Genomic DNA, 18,089 nt, shown 5'->3' with positions numbered 1-18,089 from the left:
TCGTGTACGGCACGTCATGGTACGCCGCGGAGCGGATGGTTCCGATCGTCATGGCCGCGCGGTGGGGGCCGGGACGCGTACGGGGCTCCAGGTGGGCGGCAGCAACGCGGGCTTGTGCGCCCCGTGCACCTCCACGAACTCGTCAACGGCGTCCAGCAGTTGACGCCGAGCCGCGCGCGGGTCCCGCTCCCCTGCCGCCGCCATGCGGGAGGCGATCATGCCGACCGCGACGGGGGTGGCGAACGAGGTGCCGCTCCACTGGGCGAGCCCCTCGAACATCACCTGGTCCGGCTTGGCGGACCCGCCGTCCTCGCTCAACACACCCGTGTGGCGCGGGTGGTGGCAGGTGCAGGCGTAGCTGAAGCCGTAGCGGCAGGTGTCGTAGGTGGAGTGCTGGTAGATGTACGGCACCGGCGTCCGGAATCCCGTGAGGGCGCTGGTGAGCCGCTCGCCGGGGGCGTACGCCTTCACCCAGCCGCCGTGGTTGGAGAAGCACGCGCCGGACTCGCCGTCCGCGCGCAGCGCGCCGACCGAGAGCACGGCGTCCTCGTAGCCGGGCAGGTCGGCGTAGGCGGCGGGCCAGAAGGGCGTGGCGCCGGCGTTGTTGCCCGCGGCGGCGACCAACAGGGTGCGCTGCCGACGCAGTTCGCGCATGAAGGCGTCGACGCCGAGGAGCCCGTCGGTGCGGCCGTTCGTCGTGCCGGCGGAGAGGCTGAGGACGTCGGGCCAGCCGCCCGCCTCGACCGCGTCGAAGAGCTTCTCGCCGAACTCGTGCTCCAGCACCGCCCCCGCGTCGTTGAGGGCGCCGCTGACGGTGATGTCGGTGTGCGGGGCGACGGCGGCGACCAGCCCGGCGATGAACGTGCCGTGTCCGCAGTACTGCTGGAGGACGCCGTCGTCGTCACACTCGGCGACCTGGGCGTCCCCGTGGGTGCGGGCCAGCGGCGGGTACTGGCGGTAGTCGTGCATCAGGCCGGTGTCGACGACCAGGACGCGCGCGGCGTCCTCGCCGGGTTCGCCCTCGATGGGGGCGACGGCCGGGTTGGGCCGGGCGTCGCGCGCCACGGGCACCGGCTCGTCGCCGGGGCAGGCGTTGACGGCGATGTGCACCACGTGGTTCCGGCTGACCATACGGCGTCCCGCGCGCCCCTCCACCGCGGCGAGCGAGCGCAGCGCGCCCGCGACGGCCGGGTCGCCCGCGGCGTCCCCCTCACCGGGGTCGGACACCTGGATGCGGACGACGCCGGAGCGGCCGCCCGCGGGGCCGAGGCGGCGGACGCGGTCCGGGGCGCCGGCGGCGAAGGTGCGGAAGTGCCCGCGCACGGTGTCCTCGACGACCTGCGCCTCCTCGCCCTCGCGGGCGAGGACGACCCCCTTCTCGTAGAGGAACTCCCCCGCGTCGTCGGGTCCCATGGCCAGCGGGACGTCGGGCATGGAGCGCTGGATCTGCCGGAACTGCTCACGGAAGCGCTGAGGTGGCATGGCGTGTCCTCCACTGGGGCGACGGGGGCCGGGGCCGCGGAGCTGTCGTGAAGAAGAGTCCCGGGGCGGTCGCCTGATACAACGCCGTATCTGTGAGGTGTGGTTGCGGACCACTACCATCGTGGAGGTGACAGCGGGAAGCGACGCGGTGCAGGACCTCCTTCCGCTGGTGTTCGCCGCCCCGAACGAGGCGCTGACGAAGGCGGAGTCCGTGCTGCGGCGCCGCCCCCAGCCCCTGCACGCCTCCGTGGCGCATCAGGTGATCGGCATCTGGCAGCGGGACTTCGGGGACCTGCGGCTCGCCCTGCGTCATCTGCGGCGGGCGCGGAACTGGGCGGCGCGGGCGGGTTCGGCGGACCGGGAGGCGGACGTCCTCGCCACGCTCGGGGTCGCGTTGGTGCATTCGGGGCGCACGCGGCAGGGCCTGGACGCCCTGAGCCAGGGCGTGCGGCGCGGCACCGGCCACACCCGGGCCCGGGTGCTGTTCCGGCGGGCGTACTGCTGGTGGGTGCTGGGCCATCACAAGGAGGCCCTGGAGGACGTACGGCGGGCGGTGCCGGTGCTGCGGCAGGCCGGGGACGTGATCTGGACGGCGCGGTCGCTGACGCTGCGGGCGACGGTGCATCTGGCGCTGGGCGCGGTGGAGCGGGCGGAGGCGGACTTCGCCTCGGCGGAGGACCTGTGGGCGGTCACCGACCAGGAGCACGACAAGGCGGACGCGGTGGAGAGCCGCGGGCTGGCCGCGTTCCGCTCCGGTGACGTGCCGGCGGCGCTGCGGCTGCTGGACGAGGCGGAGGAGCGGTACGCGAAGCTGGGCACGCCGACGTTCATGCTGAGCATTCGGCGCTGCGAGGTGCTGATGGCGGCCGGTCTGGCGGCGGAGGCGTTGGCCGAGGCGGACACGGCGATCGCCGAACTGGACCTCATCGGCGGGCAGTCGACGCGTAAGGCGGAGCTGCTGCTGGCGGCGGCGCGGGCCGCCCGGCAGGCCGACGAACCGGCGACGGCGACAGCGCGGGCGGGGCTCGCCGTGCGGCTGTTCGCGGGCCAGCGGCGCACATGGTGGGAGGCGCACGCCCGGCTGGTGCTGATCGGGGCCCGGCACGCGGCGGGGAAGGGGTCGAGGCGGCTGGTCGCGGACGCGGCTGCGGTGGCGCAGCGGCTGACCGGTCTGGGCGCGCCGCCGGCCCGAGGCGTATCTGCTGGCCGGGCGGATCGCGCTGGACCTCGGCGGCGGCGGACGCGGAGCCGTATCTGGCGGTGGCCGCGCGCAGCCGCCGCAGCGGTCCGCCGCTCGCGCGGATGACGGGCTGGGCGGCGCAGGCGCTGCGCGCGCGGGCGGCCGGTCCACGCGGGCGTGCTGGAGGCGTGCCGGCGCGGCTGGACGTGCTGGACGACCACCGGATGACGCTGGGCGCGTCGAGCTGCGGGCGCGCGGCACGGGCGCGGAGCTGGCGGCGCTGGCGCAGCAGGCCGCGCTGCGGTCGGGCGGGCCGCGGCGGCTGCTGATGTGGAGCGAACGCTGGCGGGCCACGGTGCTGTCCGCGCCGCCGACCCGGCCGCCCGCCGACCCCGAGCTGCTGAGCCACATGACCGCCTACCGGGAGATCGCGGCGCGCGCCGAGGAGACCCGGATGGACGGCAGGCCGGTGCCGGCCCTGGAGCGGGAGCAGCGCCGTCTGGAGCGGGCGATCCGCTCCCGCACCCTGCACATGCGGGGCGAGGCGCACGGCGACGACACCCGCTTCGACGTGGGCCGCCTGCTGGGTCAACTGGGCGACGGCGTACGGCTGGTGGAGCTGGCGGTGGTCGACGGGCGGGTGCAGGTGCTGCTGTGCGGGCGGGGCCGGGTGCGCCGGTTCGAGGCGGGGTGGCTGGCGGCGGCCGAGACGGAGGCCGAGCATGTGCAGGCGGGGCTGCGGCGGCTGGCGCACCCGGGGGCGCAGGCGCGGCTGCCGCTGGTGGAGGCGGCGGGCCGCCGTCTGGAGGAGCTGCTGCTGGGGCCGGCCGCGGCGCACCTGGGCGACGGGCCTGTGGTGATCGTGCCGCCGGGGCGGCTGCACCGGGTGCCGTGGGCGCTGCTGCCGTCGCTGCGGGAGCGGGTCGTCAGCGTGTCGCCGTCGGCGAGCAGTTGGCTGCGCGCGCGGGAGACACGGCCGCCGTGGGGCGGACGCAAGGTGCTGGTACGGGGCCCGGGCCTGGCGACGGGCGGCGCTGAGGTGACCCGGCTGGCCGCACGCTACAGCGGCGCGACGGTGCTGGAGCACCGGGACGCGTCGGTGCCGCGGGTGCTGGCGGAGCTGGACGGGGCGGGGCTGGCGCACATCGCGGCGCACGGCACGTTCCGCACGGACGGCCCGATGTTCTCCTCACTGCGGATGGCGGACGGCCCGCTGATCGTGCACGACTTCGAACGGCTCGGCCGCAGCCCGTACCGCATCATCCTGTCCTGCTGCGACACGGCCCGCTTCGCCACGGTCGGCGCGGACGAACTCCTGGGCCTGGTCACGGCGTTGCTGCCGCTGGGCACGGCGGGCGTGGTGGCGTGCAGCGCGCCGGTCAACGACGAGGCGGTGGTCCCCCTGATGCTCGCCCTGCACGAGGGCCTGGCCGCGGGCCTCCCCCTCCCGGAGGCGCTCCGCGACGCGAGAGCGGCGATGCCGGACGACGCCCTGCACCGGGCCACGGGGTGGGCCTTCACGGCGTTCGGGGCTGCGTGAGCGGGGCGTGGGAGCGGCCCGTAGGGACCCTTGGCCCGCGGTGACACGGTGATCCGGACCTACGCTGTCGAGCGTGAACAGACGACAGCAGAAAAAGCTGGCCCGGCGGCTCGTCATGGCGGTGATGTTCGGGGAGGCCGACGAGGTCGACGCCCTGCTGCGGGCCGGGGCCGACCCCGACGGGCGTGACGCCGACAGCACGACCCCCCTTTACGCCGCGTCGGTCCACGGAGCGACCGACATGGTCCGGCGCCTGCTCGCGGCCGGGGCCTCACCCGACGCGGAGAGCGGGCGCGGGGACCAGGGCACCCCGTTGTGCGGGGCGGCCTGCTGGGGGCACACCGGGACGGTACGCGTGCTGCTCGACCACGGGGCGGATCCGAATCTCCGCGAGGACCACGGCACGGGGCTCACGCCGCTGCAGTGGGCGCGGAACGGACCCCACCCGGAGACGGTCGAGGTGCTCCTCGCGGCGGGCGCGCGGCCCCAGGAGACGACCGGCTGACGCCACGATTCCCTACGGAGTGAGTGCTCACTCATTGACGGAGTGAGCACTCACTCCGTACGCTGTCGTCATGACAGCAGCCAAGAACGAACCGACCACGCCCGCCCGTCGCCGCGCCCCCGGCATGTCGCCCGAGCAGCGAAGGGCGATGATCATTCAGGCGGCGATCCCGCTGATCACCGAGTACGGCTCCGCCGTGACGACCGCGAAGATCGCCCGTGCCGCCGGCATCGGCGAGGGCACGGTCTTCCGGGTCTTCGCCGACAAGGACGAACTGCTGCAGGCGTGCATCGCCGAGGCCCTCTCCCCCGAGCACGCCGTGCGCGAACTCGACACCATCGACGTGACCCAGCCGCTCCCCGACCGGCTCGCGGAGGCGGCCGAGGCGCTGCAGGCCCACATGGACCGGCTCGGCGCCATCCTGGGCTCCCTGGGACACCGCGGCGGCAAGCACGCCGGGACCGTGCGCGGCGCCGGCCGCGAGGAGTCGACCACCCGTATCCGCGCGGCCCTCGCGGACCTGCTGGAGCCCGAGAAGGACGATCTGCGCCGGCCGCCGGAGCAGATCGCGGCGCTGTTCATCGGGCTGCTCTTCACGCAGCCGCGCACGGACGGTGAACCCGACCTCAGCCCGCGGGAGTTGGTGGAGGTCTTCCTCCACGGAGCGCTCTCGGGCGGCGCCGAGTGAGCGCCAGGACGCGCCGGCCGGCGGCCACGGCGGCGGCCGTACTGGCCGCCATGGTGACATGGGCGGTCACCGACCCCGTCCTGGGCCACCGACTCCGCGTCACCGACGGCGAGGAGACGCTCGACGTGGGCGCCGCGCCCGTCGCCGTCGTCGCCCTGCTCGCGTCCCTCGCCGGGTGGGCGCTCCTCGCCACGCTCGAGCGCTTCGGCGTACGGCGGGCCCGCGCGATCTGGACCGGCGTGGCCGTCGCCGTACTGGCCGTGTCGTTCCTGCCGTTGACCGGTGACGGCATGGACGGCGGGACACGCACGTCACTCGCGCTCATGCACCTGGCCGTGGCGGCCGTACTGATGGCCGGCCTGGGCGGCCGGCCTCGCGCTCACTCGTAGCGCGTACGCAGCGACTCCCGCTCGAGCTCCTCGATCTGCTCGACCGTCAGACCGGGCAGGCTGAGCTGCGCCAGGGTCACCTGGGCGCTGCTCGGCTGGGCGTCGGCGGGCACCCAGTTCTCCGGCTTCCAGGCGTTGCCGCGCATCAGCGACTTGGGGCAGTGCGGGTAGGCCTGGTCGATCCGCACCACGATCGCGGAGACGGGCGGCTTGCCCACGGCGGTGAGTTGGCCGAGCAGTTCGGGGCGGGCGGAGACGAAGGCGCGCCCGTTGACGCGGAGCGTGGTCGTACGGCCGGGGATGACGAAGAGCAGGCCGACCTGTCCGGTGTCCACCACGTTCCGCAGGGTGTCGAGCCGCTTGTTGCCCGTCGCGTCGGGGATCGCCAGCGTCCGGTCGTCCAGCACGGACACGAACCCGGGCGGTCCGCCTCGCGGGGTGACGTCCGCGCGGCCCTCGGCGTCGGCGCTCCCGATGAACACCAGGGAGGCGCAGCCGATCAACGCCCGCGTCTCGTCGGTGAGATGGTCGATCTCCTTGCGGACGGCGTTCTCGTTCGGCTCCGGGTACAGCTCGCGCAGCTGTTCCATGCCGGTGAGGGCGTCCTGGCGCAGGGCGTCGAAGAGCAGGCCGCTGGTGGTCCCCGTGTCGGTCGTCATACGCACGACCCTAGAAGACGACCTTGGTCCGGCGCACGACTCCGGGTGATCCCATGGAGCCCTGCACGGCGTGCGTCACCCGTTCCCGGACTCGTCCGGACCACCGATGTCGAGCGCCGTCCCGTACAGCCGGGTCACCTGGAGGCGGATGAGCAAGCGCCGTTCGTCGGCCAGCTGCCGGAGGAACGCCGCTTCGTCCTCGGGAGGACCGAACCGGGACGCGATGCCGAGCAACTCCCGGCCGACCGCGTCCCCGGGGACCGTCGTGACGTCCGACAGCTCGGCCTCACCCTCGGCGACGGCGAACGACCGGACGTCGTCGCCCTGGACGTGCAGCGCGGCGTGCGGGTCCCGGCGGAGGTGGGCGACCTTGACGCGGTCGGCCGTCGTGGAGAACCGCAGCACGCGGGCGTCGGCGTCCCAGACGTACCCCATCGTGCTCAGGTGGGGGTGGCCGCTGCGCTGGACGGTGGCGAGCGTGCCGAACCGCTGGTCGGCGAGCAGCCGCGAAAGGGCTTCGTCGGAGAGGGGGCGAGGTCCTGGTCGTGTGGTCACGTCCCGCGCAACACCCGTCAACGGGCGCTCCATTCCCGGCACATGCGTCAGGGGCCCGCCGGATGTCCGGCGGGCCCCTGTTCTCGCATCGTCGGGACGACAGGATTTGAACCTGCGACCCCTTGACCCCCAGTCAAGTGCGCTACCAAGCTGCGCCACGTCCCGATGCGGCTCTCGCGGCGAACCGCGTGATCTCGCAGGTCAACCCTACCGTATGCGGGAGGCGGGGTGAGCCGCGGTCGCAGCGCGCAGGGTCCGTACATTTGTCCTGTCAAATGGTTGACAGGACACCGGGCCGGGCCCGAAGGTGGGCGGGCAGGACAGGACCCGGCCGGAGAGAGGCAAGTCATGGTGGATGCGCTGGGCGTCGCCGTCGTCGGATTCGGCTGGATGGGGCGGGTGCACACCCAGGCCTACGCGCGGGTGGCGCACCACTTCCCCGGGCTGCCGCTGCGCCCAAAGCTGGTCACCGTCGCCGAGGAAGTGCCGGGGCGGGCCGAGGAGGCCGCCGCTCAGTTCGGGTTCGCCTCGACGACCCGCGACTGGCGTGACGTGGCCGCCGATCCCCGGGTGCGCGCGGTCAGCATCACCGCGCCGAACTTCCTGCACCGCGAGATCGGCGTGGCCATGGCCGAGGCCGGCAAGCACATCTGGATCGAGAAGCCGGTCGGGCTGACCGCCGAGGACGCCCGGGCGGTCGCGGACGCGGTCGCCAAGGCCGGCGTCCAGGGCGCGGTCGGCTTCAACTACCGCAACGCGCCCGCCGTGGAGGCCGCCCGCGAGCTGATCGCCTCCGGCGGGATCGGCCGGGTCACGCATGCCCGCGTCCGCCTGTTCAGCGACTACGCGGCCCACCCGGAGGGCGCGCTAACCTGGCGCTACGAGCGGGAGCGCGGCGGCAGCGGGGTGCTGGGCGACCTGGCCTCGCACGGCGCAGACCTGGCCCGCTTCCTGCTCGGCGACATCGCGTCGCTGACCGCCGACACGGCCGTCTTCCTGCCCGAGCGGGCCCGCCCGGCCGGCGCCACCGCCGGCCACTCCCGCGCGACCGGCGGCGAGCTGGGCGCGGTGGAGAACGAGGACTACGTGAACTGCCTGCTGCGGTTCGCGTCCGGCGCGCGGGGCGTGCTGGAGGCCTGCCGGGTCTCCGTCGGCGAGCAGAACAACTACGGCTTCGAGGTGCACGGCACCGAGGGGGCCGTGTTCTGGGACTTCCGCCGGATGAACGAACTGGGCGTCAGCCGCGGCACCGGCTACCAGGACCAGCCGGTGAGCACGGTGTACGTCGGGCCGGGTGACGGCGAGTTCGGCGCGTTCCAGCCGGGCGCGGCCAACGCCATGGGCTACGACGACCTGAAGGTGATCGAGGCGTACCGCTTCCTGCGGTCGGTCGCCGAGGGCGTCCCGTACGGCGCGACCCTCGCGGACGCGGTGCACAGCGCGACGGTGCTCGACGCCATGGCCCGGTCGGCGGAGGACCGCACCTGGGTCACCGTGGACGCGCCCGCGTGAGACACCCGGCGCCTACTTCGCCGCCGCGTCGTCCTTCCGCCCCAGCCACACCTTGACCGGCACCAGTACCAGCCACCACCACATGGCGGCCGGCCCCACCAGCAGGGCCAGGGGAATGGTCACCACAAACACCCCCACCATGACCCCCAGGTCGACGGCGTAGAGGAACTCGTTCCGCAGGGGTTCGACGTCGCCGTGCAGCCAGGGCCGGCGGGCGACGACGACGGCGAGGGCGAGGTGGACGGCGCCGAGGGAGGCCACCGCCGCCGAGTAGATGACCACGGAGGTGGGTTCGTCGCCGTACTCGGAGACCAGGGCGGTGGGGAACGGCAGCAGCGCGGCGAGGCCCAGGCCGAGGACGGTCAGCCAGATCACGTCGGCGTCCACCAGCCGCACGCGGTGGAAGATCGCCCGGTGGTCGCGCCAGAAGCCGGCCAGCACGGCGAGGCTGATCGCGTAGGCGCCCAGGTTGGGCAGGACGTCGCGGAGCGCCTCGTGGAACCCGTCGGAATCCAGTCCCTGCGGCACCTGGATGTCGAGGACCAGCAGGGTGATGGCGATGGCGAAGACGCCGTCGGACAGCGCCACCAGCCGGTCGGGGCCGCCTTCCGTGGTCGGTTTCCTCATGCGCACGACGGTAGGCACGCCCGGCCGGGCACGCGGCGCTACACGCCAGCCGGGTCACCCGGCCACGGCGGGCGCGGGCATGTTGTACGGCGTGACCACCTGGATCGCGGACGGCAGGGTGGGCCCGGCGGGCGGCAGGGCGCCGTGCGCGCGCATCACCATGTGGCAGGCCTCGCGCAGGTCGTGGCGCAGGTCGTGGTGGAGGACGGCGGACAGCCGGTGCTCGCGCAGCAGCCGGGTGTTGTCGTGGTCGAGGTCGTGCGCGATGAACACGGCGCACTCGCGTCCGGCGTCCTCGAAGGCGCGCAGGGTGGCGATGTTGCCGCCGCCGATCGAGTAGACCGCGCGGATCTCCGGGTCGCGTTCCAGGGCGGCGCGGACCAGGTCGTACTGGGTGGCGTCCAGGCCCTGGCCCTCGGCGATCTCGACGAGGACGCGCCCGGGTCGGCGGGCGCGCATGGTGCTGCGGAAGCCCATCTCGCGCTCCTCCTCGTTGCGGAAGAACCCGCTGGAGAGGCTGGTGAGGACGTTGCCGGGCCGGTCGCCGAGCCACTGGCCCATGAGGTAGGCGGCGGTGGCGCCGGCCGCGCGGTTGTCGCTGCCGACATGGCCGATACGCGCGCTGACGGGCAGGTCCGTGACCAGGGTCACGACCGGGATGCCGGCCGCGGCGAGCCGGCCGACGGCGGCGGTGACCTCGGGGACGTCAGGCGCCTTGAGGAGCACACCCTGCGAGCCACGGCGGGCGATCCGGTCCAGCACCGCGACCAGCTCCTCCGCCGGGCCGGTCTCCCGGAAGTGGAAACGGGAGCGCACCACCGCCGGGTGCAGGGAGGGCAGTTCGGCCTCCAGAGCCGCCCGGACGGCCGTGGAGAAGCGCTCGGGCGACTGCATGACGATGTCCACCATGAACGTCCGCCCGACCAGGCGGACCTGGGTGCGCTGCCGGTCCAGGTCGGCGATGGCCCGGTGCACCTCGCGCGCGGTGCTCTCCCGCACCCCGCCCCGGCCGTTGAGGACGCGGTCCACGGTGGCCTCGCTCAGCCCGGCCTGACGTGCGATTTCGCGGATCGGGAAGGGGTGCCCCATGCCACTGCTCCTGAGGGGTTTTTGATGGGTTCCTGATGGTGGTGCGAGGGGTTTGTTCTGACAAGAATGACATCACCCGCGTCGCTCCGTGACCCGAAGGGACGACTCCATGTCCGCATCGCCTTCCGTACAGACCCCCGCGGCGGCCGTCTGGCTGTCGGAGCGGGACTGCGACCTGGGCGCCTTCCGCGCCCTGGTCGAGCAGTCCACCGACGTCTCCGTCTACCCGCTGGCCTCGGCCGTCGAGCAGAACGTACTGCTCTACGACGCCGACCGGCTCGCGCTCACGGACCGCCGCACCGCGCAGGCCGAACTGGTCCATGCCCTCGCCGACGGTCCCGGCATCGTGGTGATCCGCGGCGCCTTCTCGGACACCTCGGTGGTGGACCGGACCACGGCCGTGTTCGACGCCCTGATCGCCCAGCAGCGGGCCGCGGGCGCGACCGCCGGCGACCACTTCGCCGCACCGGGCGCCAACGACCGGGTGTGGAACGCGCTGGAGAAGGCCGCGCTCCACGACCCGGAGGCGTTCGCCGACTACTACGCGAACGACATGATCGCCCTCGTCTCCACGGCCTGGCTGGGTCCCGGCTACCAGGTGACGTCCCAGGTCAACGTGGTCAACCCGGGAGGCGCGGCGCAGACCGTGCACCGTGACTACCATCTGGGCTTCCTCTCCGACGAGACGGCCGCCGCCTACCCGGCGCACGTGCACCGTCTCTCCCCGGTACTCACCCTCCAGGGCGCCGTGGCGCACTGCGACATGCCGGTGGAGTCCGGGCCCACCATGTACCTGCCGCACTCGCAGAAGTTCGAGCCGGGCTACCTCGCCTGGCGACGGCCCGAATTCCAGGCGTACTTCGACGCCCACCACATCCAGCTCCCCCTCGCCAAGGGCGACGCGGTGTTCTTCAACCCGGCGCTGTTCCACGCGGCCGGTTCGAACCGCTCGGCGGACATCCGGCGCACGGCCAATCTGCTCCAGGTGTCCTCGGCGTTCGGGCGGGCCATGGAGACCGTGGACCGGGAGGCCGTGGTGGGCGCCGTCTACCCGGTCCTGCTGGCCCGCAAGGCCGAGGGCGCCTCGGAACAGTGGCTGGAGAACGTGATCGCGGCGAGCGCGGAGGGCTACCCGTTCCCCACCAACCTGGACAACGACCCGCCGGTCGAGGGTCTCGCCCCGCCGTCCCAGGCCGACACGGTGCGCCGCGCCCTGCACGAGGACTGGACGCCACGAGCCCTCCGCGACGCGCTGCGGACGGCCACGGCCCGGCGCGCGAGCTGACCCGCAGACCCCAGAACCGGAAGGACAGCATGGGACTCCTCGACGACAAGGTCGTCCTCGTCAACGGCGGCACTCAAGGAGTGGGCGCCGCCGTCGCACGGGCCGCGGTGCGCGAAGGCGCGGTCGTGGCGGTCAGCGGCCGCCGCCCGGAGCCGGGCGAGGCACTGGTGGCCGAGCTGGCCGGGCAGGGCGCCAAGGCCATGTTCGTACGGGCAGACCTGGCGGACGCCGACCAGGCCAAGGAAACGGTCACCCGAGTCGTAGAGGCATACGGCCGCATCGACTGCCTGGTGAACGCGGCCGGCCTGACCTCACGCGGCACGCTGCTCGACACCACCCCCGGCCTGTTCGACCAGCACATCGCGATCAACCTCAAGGCGCCGTTCTTCGCCATGCAGGCGGCGGTGGCGGACATGGTGCGGCGCGCCGAGCCCGGCACGATCGTCAACGTCATCACGTCGTCGGCGCACGGCGGACAGCCGTTCCTCGCCCCGTACGTCGCCGCCAAGGCGGGCCTGATGGGCCTGACCCGCAACGCGGCGCACGCCCACCGCTGGGACCGGATCCGGATCAACGGCCTGAACATCGGCTGGACCGCGACCGAGGGCGAGGACGCCACGCAGCGCGCCTTCCACGGCGCCGGCGACGACTGGCGGGAGCAGGCCGCCGCACGGCTGCCGATGGGCAAGCTCGGCCAGCCGGACGAGATCGCGGACTTCGTGGTCCTGCTGCTCTCCGACCGTTCCGGGGTGGTCACCGGCTCGGTCATCGACTGGGACCAGAACGTCCTGGGCGGCCTCGACTGACTTCCCTCGCCCCCACCCGCACCACCGCACCCAAGGAGCACCCCTCATGCGCATCGGAATCCTCGGCCTCGGCCGCATCGGCGCCTTCCACGCCGAGACCCTGTCCGGGCTCGACGCCGTCGAGTCCCTCGTCGTCTCCGACCCGTTCGCGGACGCCGCGAAGGCCGCCGCGGAGCGCTTCGGCGCGCAGGTCGCGGACTCCCCCGAGGCGGTGCTCGCGGCCGGCGTGGACGGCGTGGTCGTCGCCGCCGCGACCGACGCGCACCCGGGGCTGATCACGGCGTGCGTGGACGCGGGCGTGCCCGTCTTCTGCGAGAAGCCGGTCGCCCGCACGATGGCGGAGGGCGTCGAGGTGCTGAAGGCGATCGCGGGCAGGGACGTACCCGTACAGATCGGCTACAACCGCCGCTTCGACGCGGGCTTCGTCGCCGCCCGCGCCGCCGTCCAGTCGGGCGAGCTGGGCAAGCTGCACACCGTGCGCTCCACGACTCTCGACCCGGCGCCGCCGCCCGCCGCGTACATCGCCGCGTCCGGGGGCATCTTCCGGGACTGCTCGGTGCACGACTTCGACATCATCCGCTGGGTGACCGGGGGCGAGGTGACCGAGGTGTACGCGGCCGGCGGCAACCGGGGCGCCGACTTCATCAAGGAGGCGGGCGACGCCGACACCACGGGCGCGATCCTCACCCTGGACGACGGCACCCTCGCGGTGGTCTCCAACAGCCGCCACAACGCGCGGGGTTACGACGTCCGCATGGAGATCCACGGATTCACCGACTCCATCGCGGTGGGCCTGGAGGACAAGCTGCCGCTGCGCTCGGTCGAACCCGGCGTCACCTTCCCGGCGGGCGTGCCGCACGACTTCTTCATGGACCGCTTCACCGACGCCTACCGCGCCGAACTCCTCGCGTTCACCGAGGTGGTGGCGGGCTCCCGCCCGTCGCCGTGCACGATCGAGGACGCACTGGAGGCGGGCTGGATCGCCGAGGCGTGCACACTGTCGCTGCACGAGCACCGTCCCGTCACCCTCGAAGAGGTACGGCAGGCATGAGCGAGTCCGCTCCACGGCCGCTGCGCATCGGAATCCTGGGGGCCGCGCGGATCACCGAGCGCGCCCTCGTCGCCCCGGCCCGGTCCGGCGGCCACCGCCTGGTCGCGGTGGCCGCCCGCGACCGCTCCCGCGCCGAGGCCTTCGCCGCGGCGCACGGCGTGGGGCGGACCCACGGCTCGTACGCCGAGCTGCTCGCCGACCCCGAGGTCGAGGTGGTCTACAACCCGCTCGCCAACGGGCTGCACGGTCCCTGGAACCTGGCGGCTCTCGCGGCGGGCAAGCATGTGCTGACGGAGAAGCCGTCGGCGAGCAACTCCGTGGAGGCACGGGAGGTCCTTGAGGCCGCCGCTGCGTCCGGCACGGTCTTCATGGAGGCGTTCCACTACCTCTTCCACCCGGTCACGCGGCGGCTGCACGAGCTGTTGGCCTCCGGCGAGCTGGGTGAACTGCGCCGTGCCGAGGCGCTGGTGGCGATTCCGGCCCCCGCTCCCGACGACCCACGCTGGTCGCTGTCCCTGGCGGGCGGGGCGTTGATGGATCTGGGCTGCTACGGGCTGCACGCGCTGCGGATGCTCGCGCCGTTCGCCGGCGGCGCGCCCCGCCTGGTCGCGGCGCGGGCGGGTGAGCGGGCGGGGGCGCCGGGGGTGGACGAGTGGCTGGACTCGGAGGTGGAGTTTCCCGGCGGGGCGACAGGTACGGCGCGGTGCCATATGGCTTACGGCGAGCTCGACATGAGCCTGCGGGTGGTGGGCACACGGGGCGAGGCCGTAGCCCCGAACTTCGTGCTGCCGCAGATGGACGACCGTCTTGTGATGCGCACCGACGCCGGGGAGCGTACGGAGCGGCTGGGGACGCGGTCGTCGTACGAGTACCAGCTGGAGGCGTTCGCCGCCCGGGTACGTCAGGGCACGCCCCTGCCCCTGGACGCGCGGGACGCGCTGGAGACGATGCAGTTGGTGGACGCGTGTTACGAAGCGGCGGGGTTGGCCCCGCGGCCCCGTACGGAGCTGTGACGACATCCGTCGGGGCTGCGGCAGCGACCTGTACCGGCGTTTGTGCGGGCCGGGGGGTGTTGGCGCACCTGGCGCCCGCAGGGTGCCGCCGCGCCCACCCTCCCCCACTCTCGGCTCCGCTCGAGCGGGAGGTACCCCCATCGCCCTGGGGGCACCTCCCAGGCCCTCAAGGCACTGGGGGAGGCACGAATGCCCGCAGTTGGCTGGGCGGGACAACAGGCACCGTGTCGGTGCGGGCCGGGGGGTGTTCGCGCACCTGGCGCCAGCAGGGTGCCGCCGCGCCCACCCTCCCCCACTCTCGGCTCCGCTCGAGCGGGAGGTACCCCCATCGCCCTGGGGGCACCTCCCAGGCCCTCAAAGCACTGGGGGAGGCACGAATGCCCGCAGTGGGCGGCAGCTTGCGGCCGTCGGCTGGCCGCGCGGGCGCGGTTGGCGGTGGGTTGCGGCCGCCCGCGCAACCGGGTGTCCGTCTAGTCGGCCCACGGCCGGGGAGGGGACGGGGTGGGGGTGGGCGCCCGCAGCGGCTGGCGCGTCCGCGCCGTTCACGTACCAACACGCACTCTCGCGCCAGACCGAGGACGACCGCCCCCACCGCGGCCCCGCACCACCCACCACCCGTAGGCGCTACACCCGCCCCCACCGAACCGCAACCCTGCGCCGCAGGCGGACGACCTCAGCCCCCACCGGACAGAACCCTGCACCGCAGGCGGACGGCCCAGCCCCCACCGGACAGAACCCTGCACCGCAGGCATCAGACCCCAGCCCCCACCGGACCGGACGACGACGCCCCTCAGACCTCAGCCCCGTACAACCCCGGCCGCTCCGCGAGCGAGACCTCCACCCGGCGCCCCGTCTCCAGCGCCCGTACCCCCGCCTCGCACACCGCCGCCGCCGCATAGCCGTCCCACGTGCTCGGCCCCGTGACCTCGCCCCGCCGCGTGGCGTCGACCCACGCCTGGACCTCGTCGTCGTAGGCCTGGGCGAAGCGTTCGGTCCAGTCCTGGGGGATGGTGCCGCCCCAGCGTCCGGCCATGTTGGTGACCAGTTCGTGGCCGTCGCCGATGCGGGCGGTGCCGCGTTCGCAGACCGCCTCGGCCTGCACCTGGTAGCCGAAGCCGCAGTTGACGAAGATCTCGACGTCGGACAGCGCGCCCCCGTCCGTCTCCAGGACGACGAACTGCGGATCGCGCAGTCCGCCAGGCGCGCCGGACGACGGCTCCGGGCACAGCACCGTCACGGCGCTGATCTCGTGGCCCAGCAGCCACCGCGTGACGTCGACCTCGTGGGCGACGGAGTCGGTGATCAGCATGGAGCTGGTGAAGAAGGGCGGGCTGGCCACGTTGCGATGGCGGTTGTGCAGCATCAGCGGCCGCCCCAGCTGCCCGGTGCCGAGCAGCGCCTTGAGGCGGACGTACTCGGTGTCGTAGCGGCGCATGAAGCCGACCTGCACCAGCCGGCGCCCGATGGCGACCTCGGCCTCCATGACACGCAGCGCGGACGCCGCATCCGGAGTCAGCGGCTTCTCGCACAGGACGGGCAGGTCCCGCGCGAACGCGGCCAGCAGCGCCTCCTCGTGGGCGGCCCCGGACGAGGCGACGAGGACGGCGTCGACGTCCGCCGACGCCATCGCCTCGTCGGCATCGACGTACGCGGTGCAGCCGTCCACGCCGGCCGCGACGGCCTCGGCCCGCGCCCGGTCGATGTCGACGACCGCGGCGACCCGCGCCCCGCTGATCACCCGGTCGATCCGCCGCACGTGGTCGGCACCCATGCGGCCGGTGCCGACGACCGCGATCCCGAGGGTCTCGCGCCGGTTCATGTGAGTCGCCTCCCCATAAGGAACGTGGTGGTCAGGCACCGCAAGAGCGGTCAGCCCCCGCAAGAGCGGTCAGGCACCGCAAGAGCGAAGGAACTTGCGGGTCCGCACCGCGATGGGCAGCGGCTTGTCCGGCTCGCACGGGTACATGTCCTGCTCGACGATCGCGAACAGGTCCACGCCCAGCTTCTGCGCGGCGGTCAGCACAGGCCCCAGCTCCGGCACGCCGGCAGGCGGCTCGCACATGACGCCCCGCTGGACGGCGGGCCCGAAGGGGATCTCGTTCTTGACGACGTCGGCGAGGATCTCGGGGTCCACCTGCTTGAGGTGCAGGTAACCGATGCGCTCGCCGTAGGTCTCGATCAGCTTGACGCTGTCGCCGCCGCAGTAGGCGTAGTGACCGGTGTCGAGGCAGAGGCTGACCAGGCCCGAGTCGGTGGAGTCGAGGAAGCGCTCGACGTGCTTCTCGGTGTCGATGTGGGTGTCGGCGTGCGGGTGGACGACGATGTCGAGCCCGTACGTCTCCTTCACCTCGCGGCCGAGGCGTTCCATGCCCCGGGTGAGGTGGCCCCACTGCTCGGTGGTGAGCTCCGGCGGCTCCAGGATCTCGGCGGTCTTGTCGTCCCGCCAGAACGAGGGGATGACGACGAGGTGCTCGGCGTCCATGGCCTGGGTGAGCGCGGCGACGCGGCTGACCTGCTCCCAGGTGGAGTCCCACTCGGACGGGCCGCGGTGCAGCCCGCAGAAGATGGTGCCCGCGGACACCTGAAGGTTCCTCCGGCTCACCTCGTCCTTGAGGCGGGCGGGGTCGGTGGGCAGGTAGCCGTAGGGGCCGAGTTCGATCCAGGAGTAGCCGGCCTCGGCGACCTCGTCGAGGAAGCGCTGCCAGGGCACCTGCTGCGGGTCGTCGGGGAACCAGACGCCCCAGGAGTCGGGGGCGGAACCGACCCGGATGCGGTCGAGGGCGACTGCCATGTCAGGACTTCCCTTCCGGGGTCGCGGCCGTGGCGGCACGGAGGTCGCCGGCCTCGGGCAGGCCCTCCGTGTCGACGCCGCGGACCTGCGCCAGTTCGTGCTTGAGCGCGGCCAGTTCCGCGCCGCCCGCCATGTGGTTGGTCAGCTCCTCGAGGCTGACCTCGCTGCGGTCGGCGCTGAGCTCCAGGGTGCCGAGGCGCAGCACGTTGAAGTGGTCGCCGACCATGTAGGCGTGGTGCGGGTTGTGGGTGATGAAGATGACGCCGAGACCGCGGTCGCGGGCCATGGCGATGTACTTCAGGACGACCCCGGACTGCTTGACGCCGAGGGCGGCGGTGGGCTCGTCGAGGATGAGGACGCGGGCGCCGAAGTAGACGGCGCGGGCGATCGCGACGCACTGGCGCTGGCCGCCGGAGAGCGTGCCGATGGGCTGTTCCAGGTCGTCGAGGACGATGCCCATGTTGCGCAGTTCCTCGTCGGCGGTCTTCTTCATCCGCTCGATGTCGAGGCGGCGCAGGGGCCAGGGGCCCTTGGTCATCTCGGAGCCGAGGAAGAAGTTCCGCCACACCGGCATCAGCGGGACGACGGCGAGGTCCTGGTAGACGGTGGCGATGCCCTTGTCGAGGGCCTCGCGCGGGGTGGAGAAGCGCACCGGTGCGCCGTCGACGAGGAACTCGCCCTCGGTGTGCTGGTGCAGCCCCGAGATGATCTTGATGAGGGTGGACTTGCCGGCGCCGTTGTCGCCGAGGACGCAGGTCACCTTGCCGGGATGGACGGTGAGGTCCACGCCGTGCAGGGCGCGGATGTTGCCGTAGGACTTGCCGGCGGAGCGGAGCTCGACCAGGGGGCGGTCCTCGCCGGCCGGGGTGTCCGTGCGGGCGGCACCGTCGGTGCCGGTCGTCTTGTCGGTCATTGCG

At 73.4% G+C, this 18,089-nt stretch carries 16 protein-coding genes, 1 tRNA gene and 1 pseudogene; 9 read left to right on the top strand and 9 right to left on the bottom strand.

The window, feature by feature from the left end:
* Positions 1 to 48: 48 nt before the first annotated feature.
* Positions 49 to 1,482 (bottom strand): S8/S53 family peptidase, encoded by a 1,434-nt coding sequence (locus AY578_RS29265; RefSeq protein WP_028960902.1) that lies wholly within the window; start codon positions 1,480 to 1,482, stop codon positions 49 to 51.
* A 127-nt stretch (positions 1,483 to 1,609) separates the two neighbouring features.
* Between AY578_RS29265 and AY578_RS29260 the strand changes: the two are divergent.
* The 4 genes and pseudogenes from AY578_RS29260 (at position 1,610) to AY578_RS29245 (ending at position 5,784) form a co-directional block, all read left to right on the top strand.
* Positions 1,610 to 4,202, top strand: a pseudogene (locus tag AY578_RS29260) (CHAT domain-containing protein).
* Between the two features lie 73 nt (positions 4,203 to 4,275).
* On the top strand, positions 4,276 to 4,707 hold the full coding sequence (locus AY578_RS29255; RefSeq protein WP_028960904.1) for an ankyrin repeat domain-containing protein: 432 nt from the start codon (positions 4,276 to 4,278) through the stop codon (positions 4,705 to 4,707).
* Positions 4,708 to 4,855: 148 nt separating this feature from the next.
* Entirely contained in the window at positions 4,856 to 5,395 is a 540-nt protein-coding gene (locus AY578_RS29250) for a TetR/AcrR family transcriptional regulator (protein ID WP_251143137.1), read from the top strand.
* The gene (locus AY578_RS29245; protein ID WP_136239460.1) at positions 5,392 to 5,784 is read left to right on the top strand and encodes a DUF6069 family protein; all 393 of its coding nucleotides are present in this window, start codon (positions 5,392 to 5,394) and stop codon (positions 5,782 to 5,784) included. Before AY578_RS29250 ends, AY578_RS29245 begins: the two co-directional genes overlap by 4 nt.
* On the opposite strand, the gene AY578_RS29240 is transcribed toward AY578_RS29245, so the two are convergent.
* From AY578_RS29240 to AY578_RS29230, 3 genes are all read right to left on the bottom strand, one after another.
* Positions 5,775 to 6,443 (bottom strand): MSMEG_1061 family FMN-dependent PPOX-type flavoprotein, encoded by a 669-nt coding sequence (locus AY578_RS29240; RefSeq protein ID WP_019521580.1) that lies wholly within the window; start codon positions 6,441 to 6,443, stop codon positions 5,775 to 5,777. The two genes, AY578_RS29245 and AY578_RS29240, sit on opposite strands and share 10 nt — an antisense overlap.
* Positions 6,444 to 6,518: 75 nt before the next feature.
* Positions 6,519 to 6,998: a pyridoxamine 5'-phosphate oxidase family protein gene (locus tag AY578_RS29235; protein ID WP_215048460.1), complete on the bottom strand. Its 480-nt coding sequence runs from the start codon at positions 6,996 to 6,998 to the stop codon at positions 6,519 to 6,521.
* A 91-nt stretch (positions 6,999 to 7,089) separates the two neighbouring features.
* Positions 7,090 to 7,163 (bottom strand) — tRNA-Pro (locus AY578_RS29230).
* 183 nt (positions 7,164 to 7,346) lie between these two features.
* On the opposite strand from AY578_RS29230, the gene AY578_RS29225 reads away from it, so the two are divergent.
* On the top strand, positions 7,347 to 8,510 hold the full coding sequence (locus AY578_RS29225; protein WP_019521582.1) for a Gfo/Idh/MocA family protein: 1,164 nt from the start codon (positions 7,347 to 7,349) through the stop codon (positions 8,508 to 8,510).
* A gap of 12 nt (positions 8,511 to 8,522) precedes the next feature.
* Here AY578_RS29225 and AY578_RS29220 read toward each other — a convergent pair whose 3' ends face one another.
* Positions 8,523 to 9,098 carry a TMEM175 family protein gene (locus AY578_RS29220; RefSeq protein WP_019521583.1) on the bottom strand — a complete coding sequence of 192 codons (576 nt, stop codon included), beginning with the start codon at positions 9,096 to 9,098 and terminating at the stop codon, positions 8,523 to 8,525.
* Positions 9,099 to 9,191: 93 nt separating this feature from the next.
* The gene (locus AY578_RS29215) at positions 9,192 to 10,226 is read right to left on the bottom strand and encodes a LacI family DNA-binding transcriptional regulator (RefSeq protein ID WP_019521584.1); all 1,035 of its coding nucleotides are present in this window, start codon (positions 10,224 to 10,226) and stop codon (positions 9,192 to 9,194) included.
* Between the two features lie 109 nt (positions 10,227 to 10,335).
* Between AY578_RS29215 and AY578_RS29210 the strand changes: the two genes are divergently transcribed.
* From AY578_RS29210 to AY578_RS29195, 4 genes are read left to right on the top strand one after another with little or no spacing between them, the layout of a single operon-like run.
* Positions 10,336 to 11,511: a phytanoyl-CoA dioxygenase family protein gene (locus AY578_RS29210; RefSeq protein WP_136239462.1), complete on the top strand. Its 1,176-nt coding sequence runs from the start codon at positions 10,336 to 10,338 to the stop codon at positions 11,509 to 11,511.
* Between the two features lie 29 nt (positions 11,512 to 11,540).
* Positions 11,541 to 12,317, top strand: coding sequence for an SDR family oxidoreductase (locus tag AY578_RS29205; RefSeq protein WP_019521586.1), 777 nt, complete (start codon positions 11,541 to 11,543; stop codon positions 12,315 to 12,317).
* Positions 12,318 to 12,363: 46 nt separating this feature from the next.
* Positions 12,364 to 13,368, top strand: coding sequence for a Gfo/Idh/MocA family protein (locus tag AY578_RS29200; RefSeq protein ID WP_136239464.1), 1,005 nt, complete (start codon positions 12,364 to 12,366; stop codon positions 13,366 to 13,368).
* Positions 13,365 to 14,381, top strand: coding sequence for a Gfo/Idh/MocA family protein (locus AY578_RS29195; protein ID WP_258906206.1), 1,017 nt, complete (start codon positions 13,365 to 13,367; stop codon positions 14,379 to 14,381). The genes AY578_RS29200 and AY578_RS29195 overlap by 4 nt, the downstream gene beginning before the upstream one ends.
* Before the next feature lie 790 nt (positions 14,382 to 15,171).
* On the opposite strand, the gene AY578_RS29190 is transcribed toward AY578_RS29195, so the two are convergent.
* The 3 genes from AY578_RS29190 to AY578_RS29180 form a co-directional block, all read right to left on the bottom strand.
* Positions 15,172 to 16,200 carry a Gfo/Idh/MocA family protein gene (locus tag AY578_RS29190; RefSeq protein ID WP_215188789.1) on the bottom strand — a complete coding sequence of 343 codons (1,029 nt, stop codon included), beginning with the start codon at positions 16,198 to 16,200 and terminating at the stop codon, positions 15,172 to 15,174.
* Between the two features lie 69 nt (positions 16,201 to 16,269).
* Positions 16,270 to 17,172 (bottom strand): sugar phosphate isomerase/epimerase family protein, encoded by a 903-nt coding sequence (locus AY578_RS29185; RefSeq protein WP_258906203.1) that lies wholly within the window; start codon positions 17,170 to 17,172, stop codon positions 16,270 to 16,272.
* A gap of 1 nt (position 17,173) precedes the next feature.
* A complete protein-coding gene (locus AY578_RS29180) occupies positions 17,174 to 18,085 on the bottom strand; it encodes an ATP-binding cassette domain-containing protein (RefSeq protein ID WP_019522604.1) in 912 nt (303 codons plus the stop codon).
* Positions 18,086 to 18,089: the final 4 nt, after the last annotated feature.

This window comes from Streptomyces thermocarboxydus (genome assembly GCF_024760485.1).
Lineage (GTDB): Bacteria > Actinomycetota > Actinomycetes > Streptomycetales > Streptomycetaceae > Streptomyces > Streptomyces cellulosae.
Note: the sequence above shows the minus strand (reverse complement) of the source record. Positions and strands in the feature narration are given on the sequence as shown.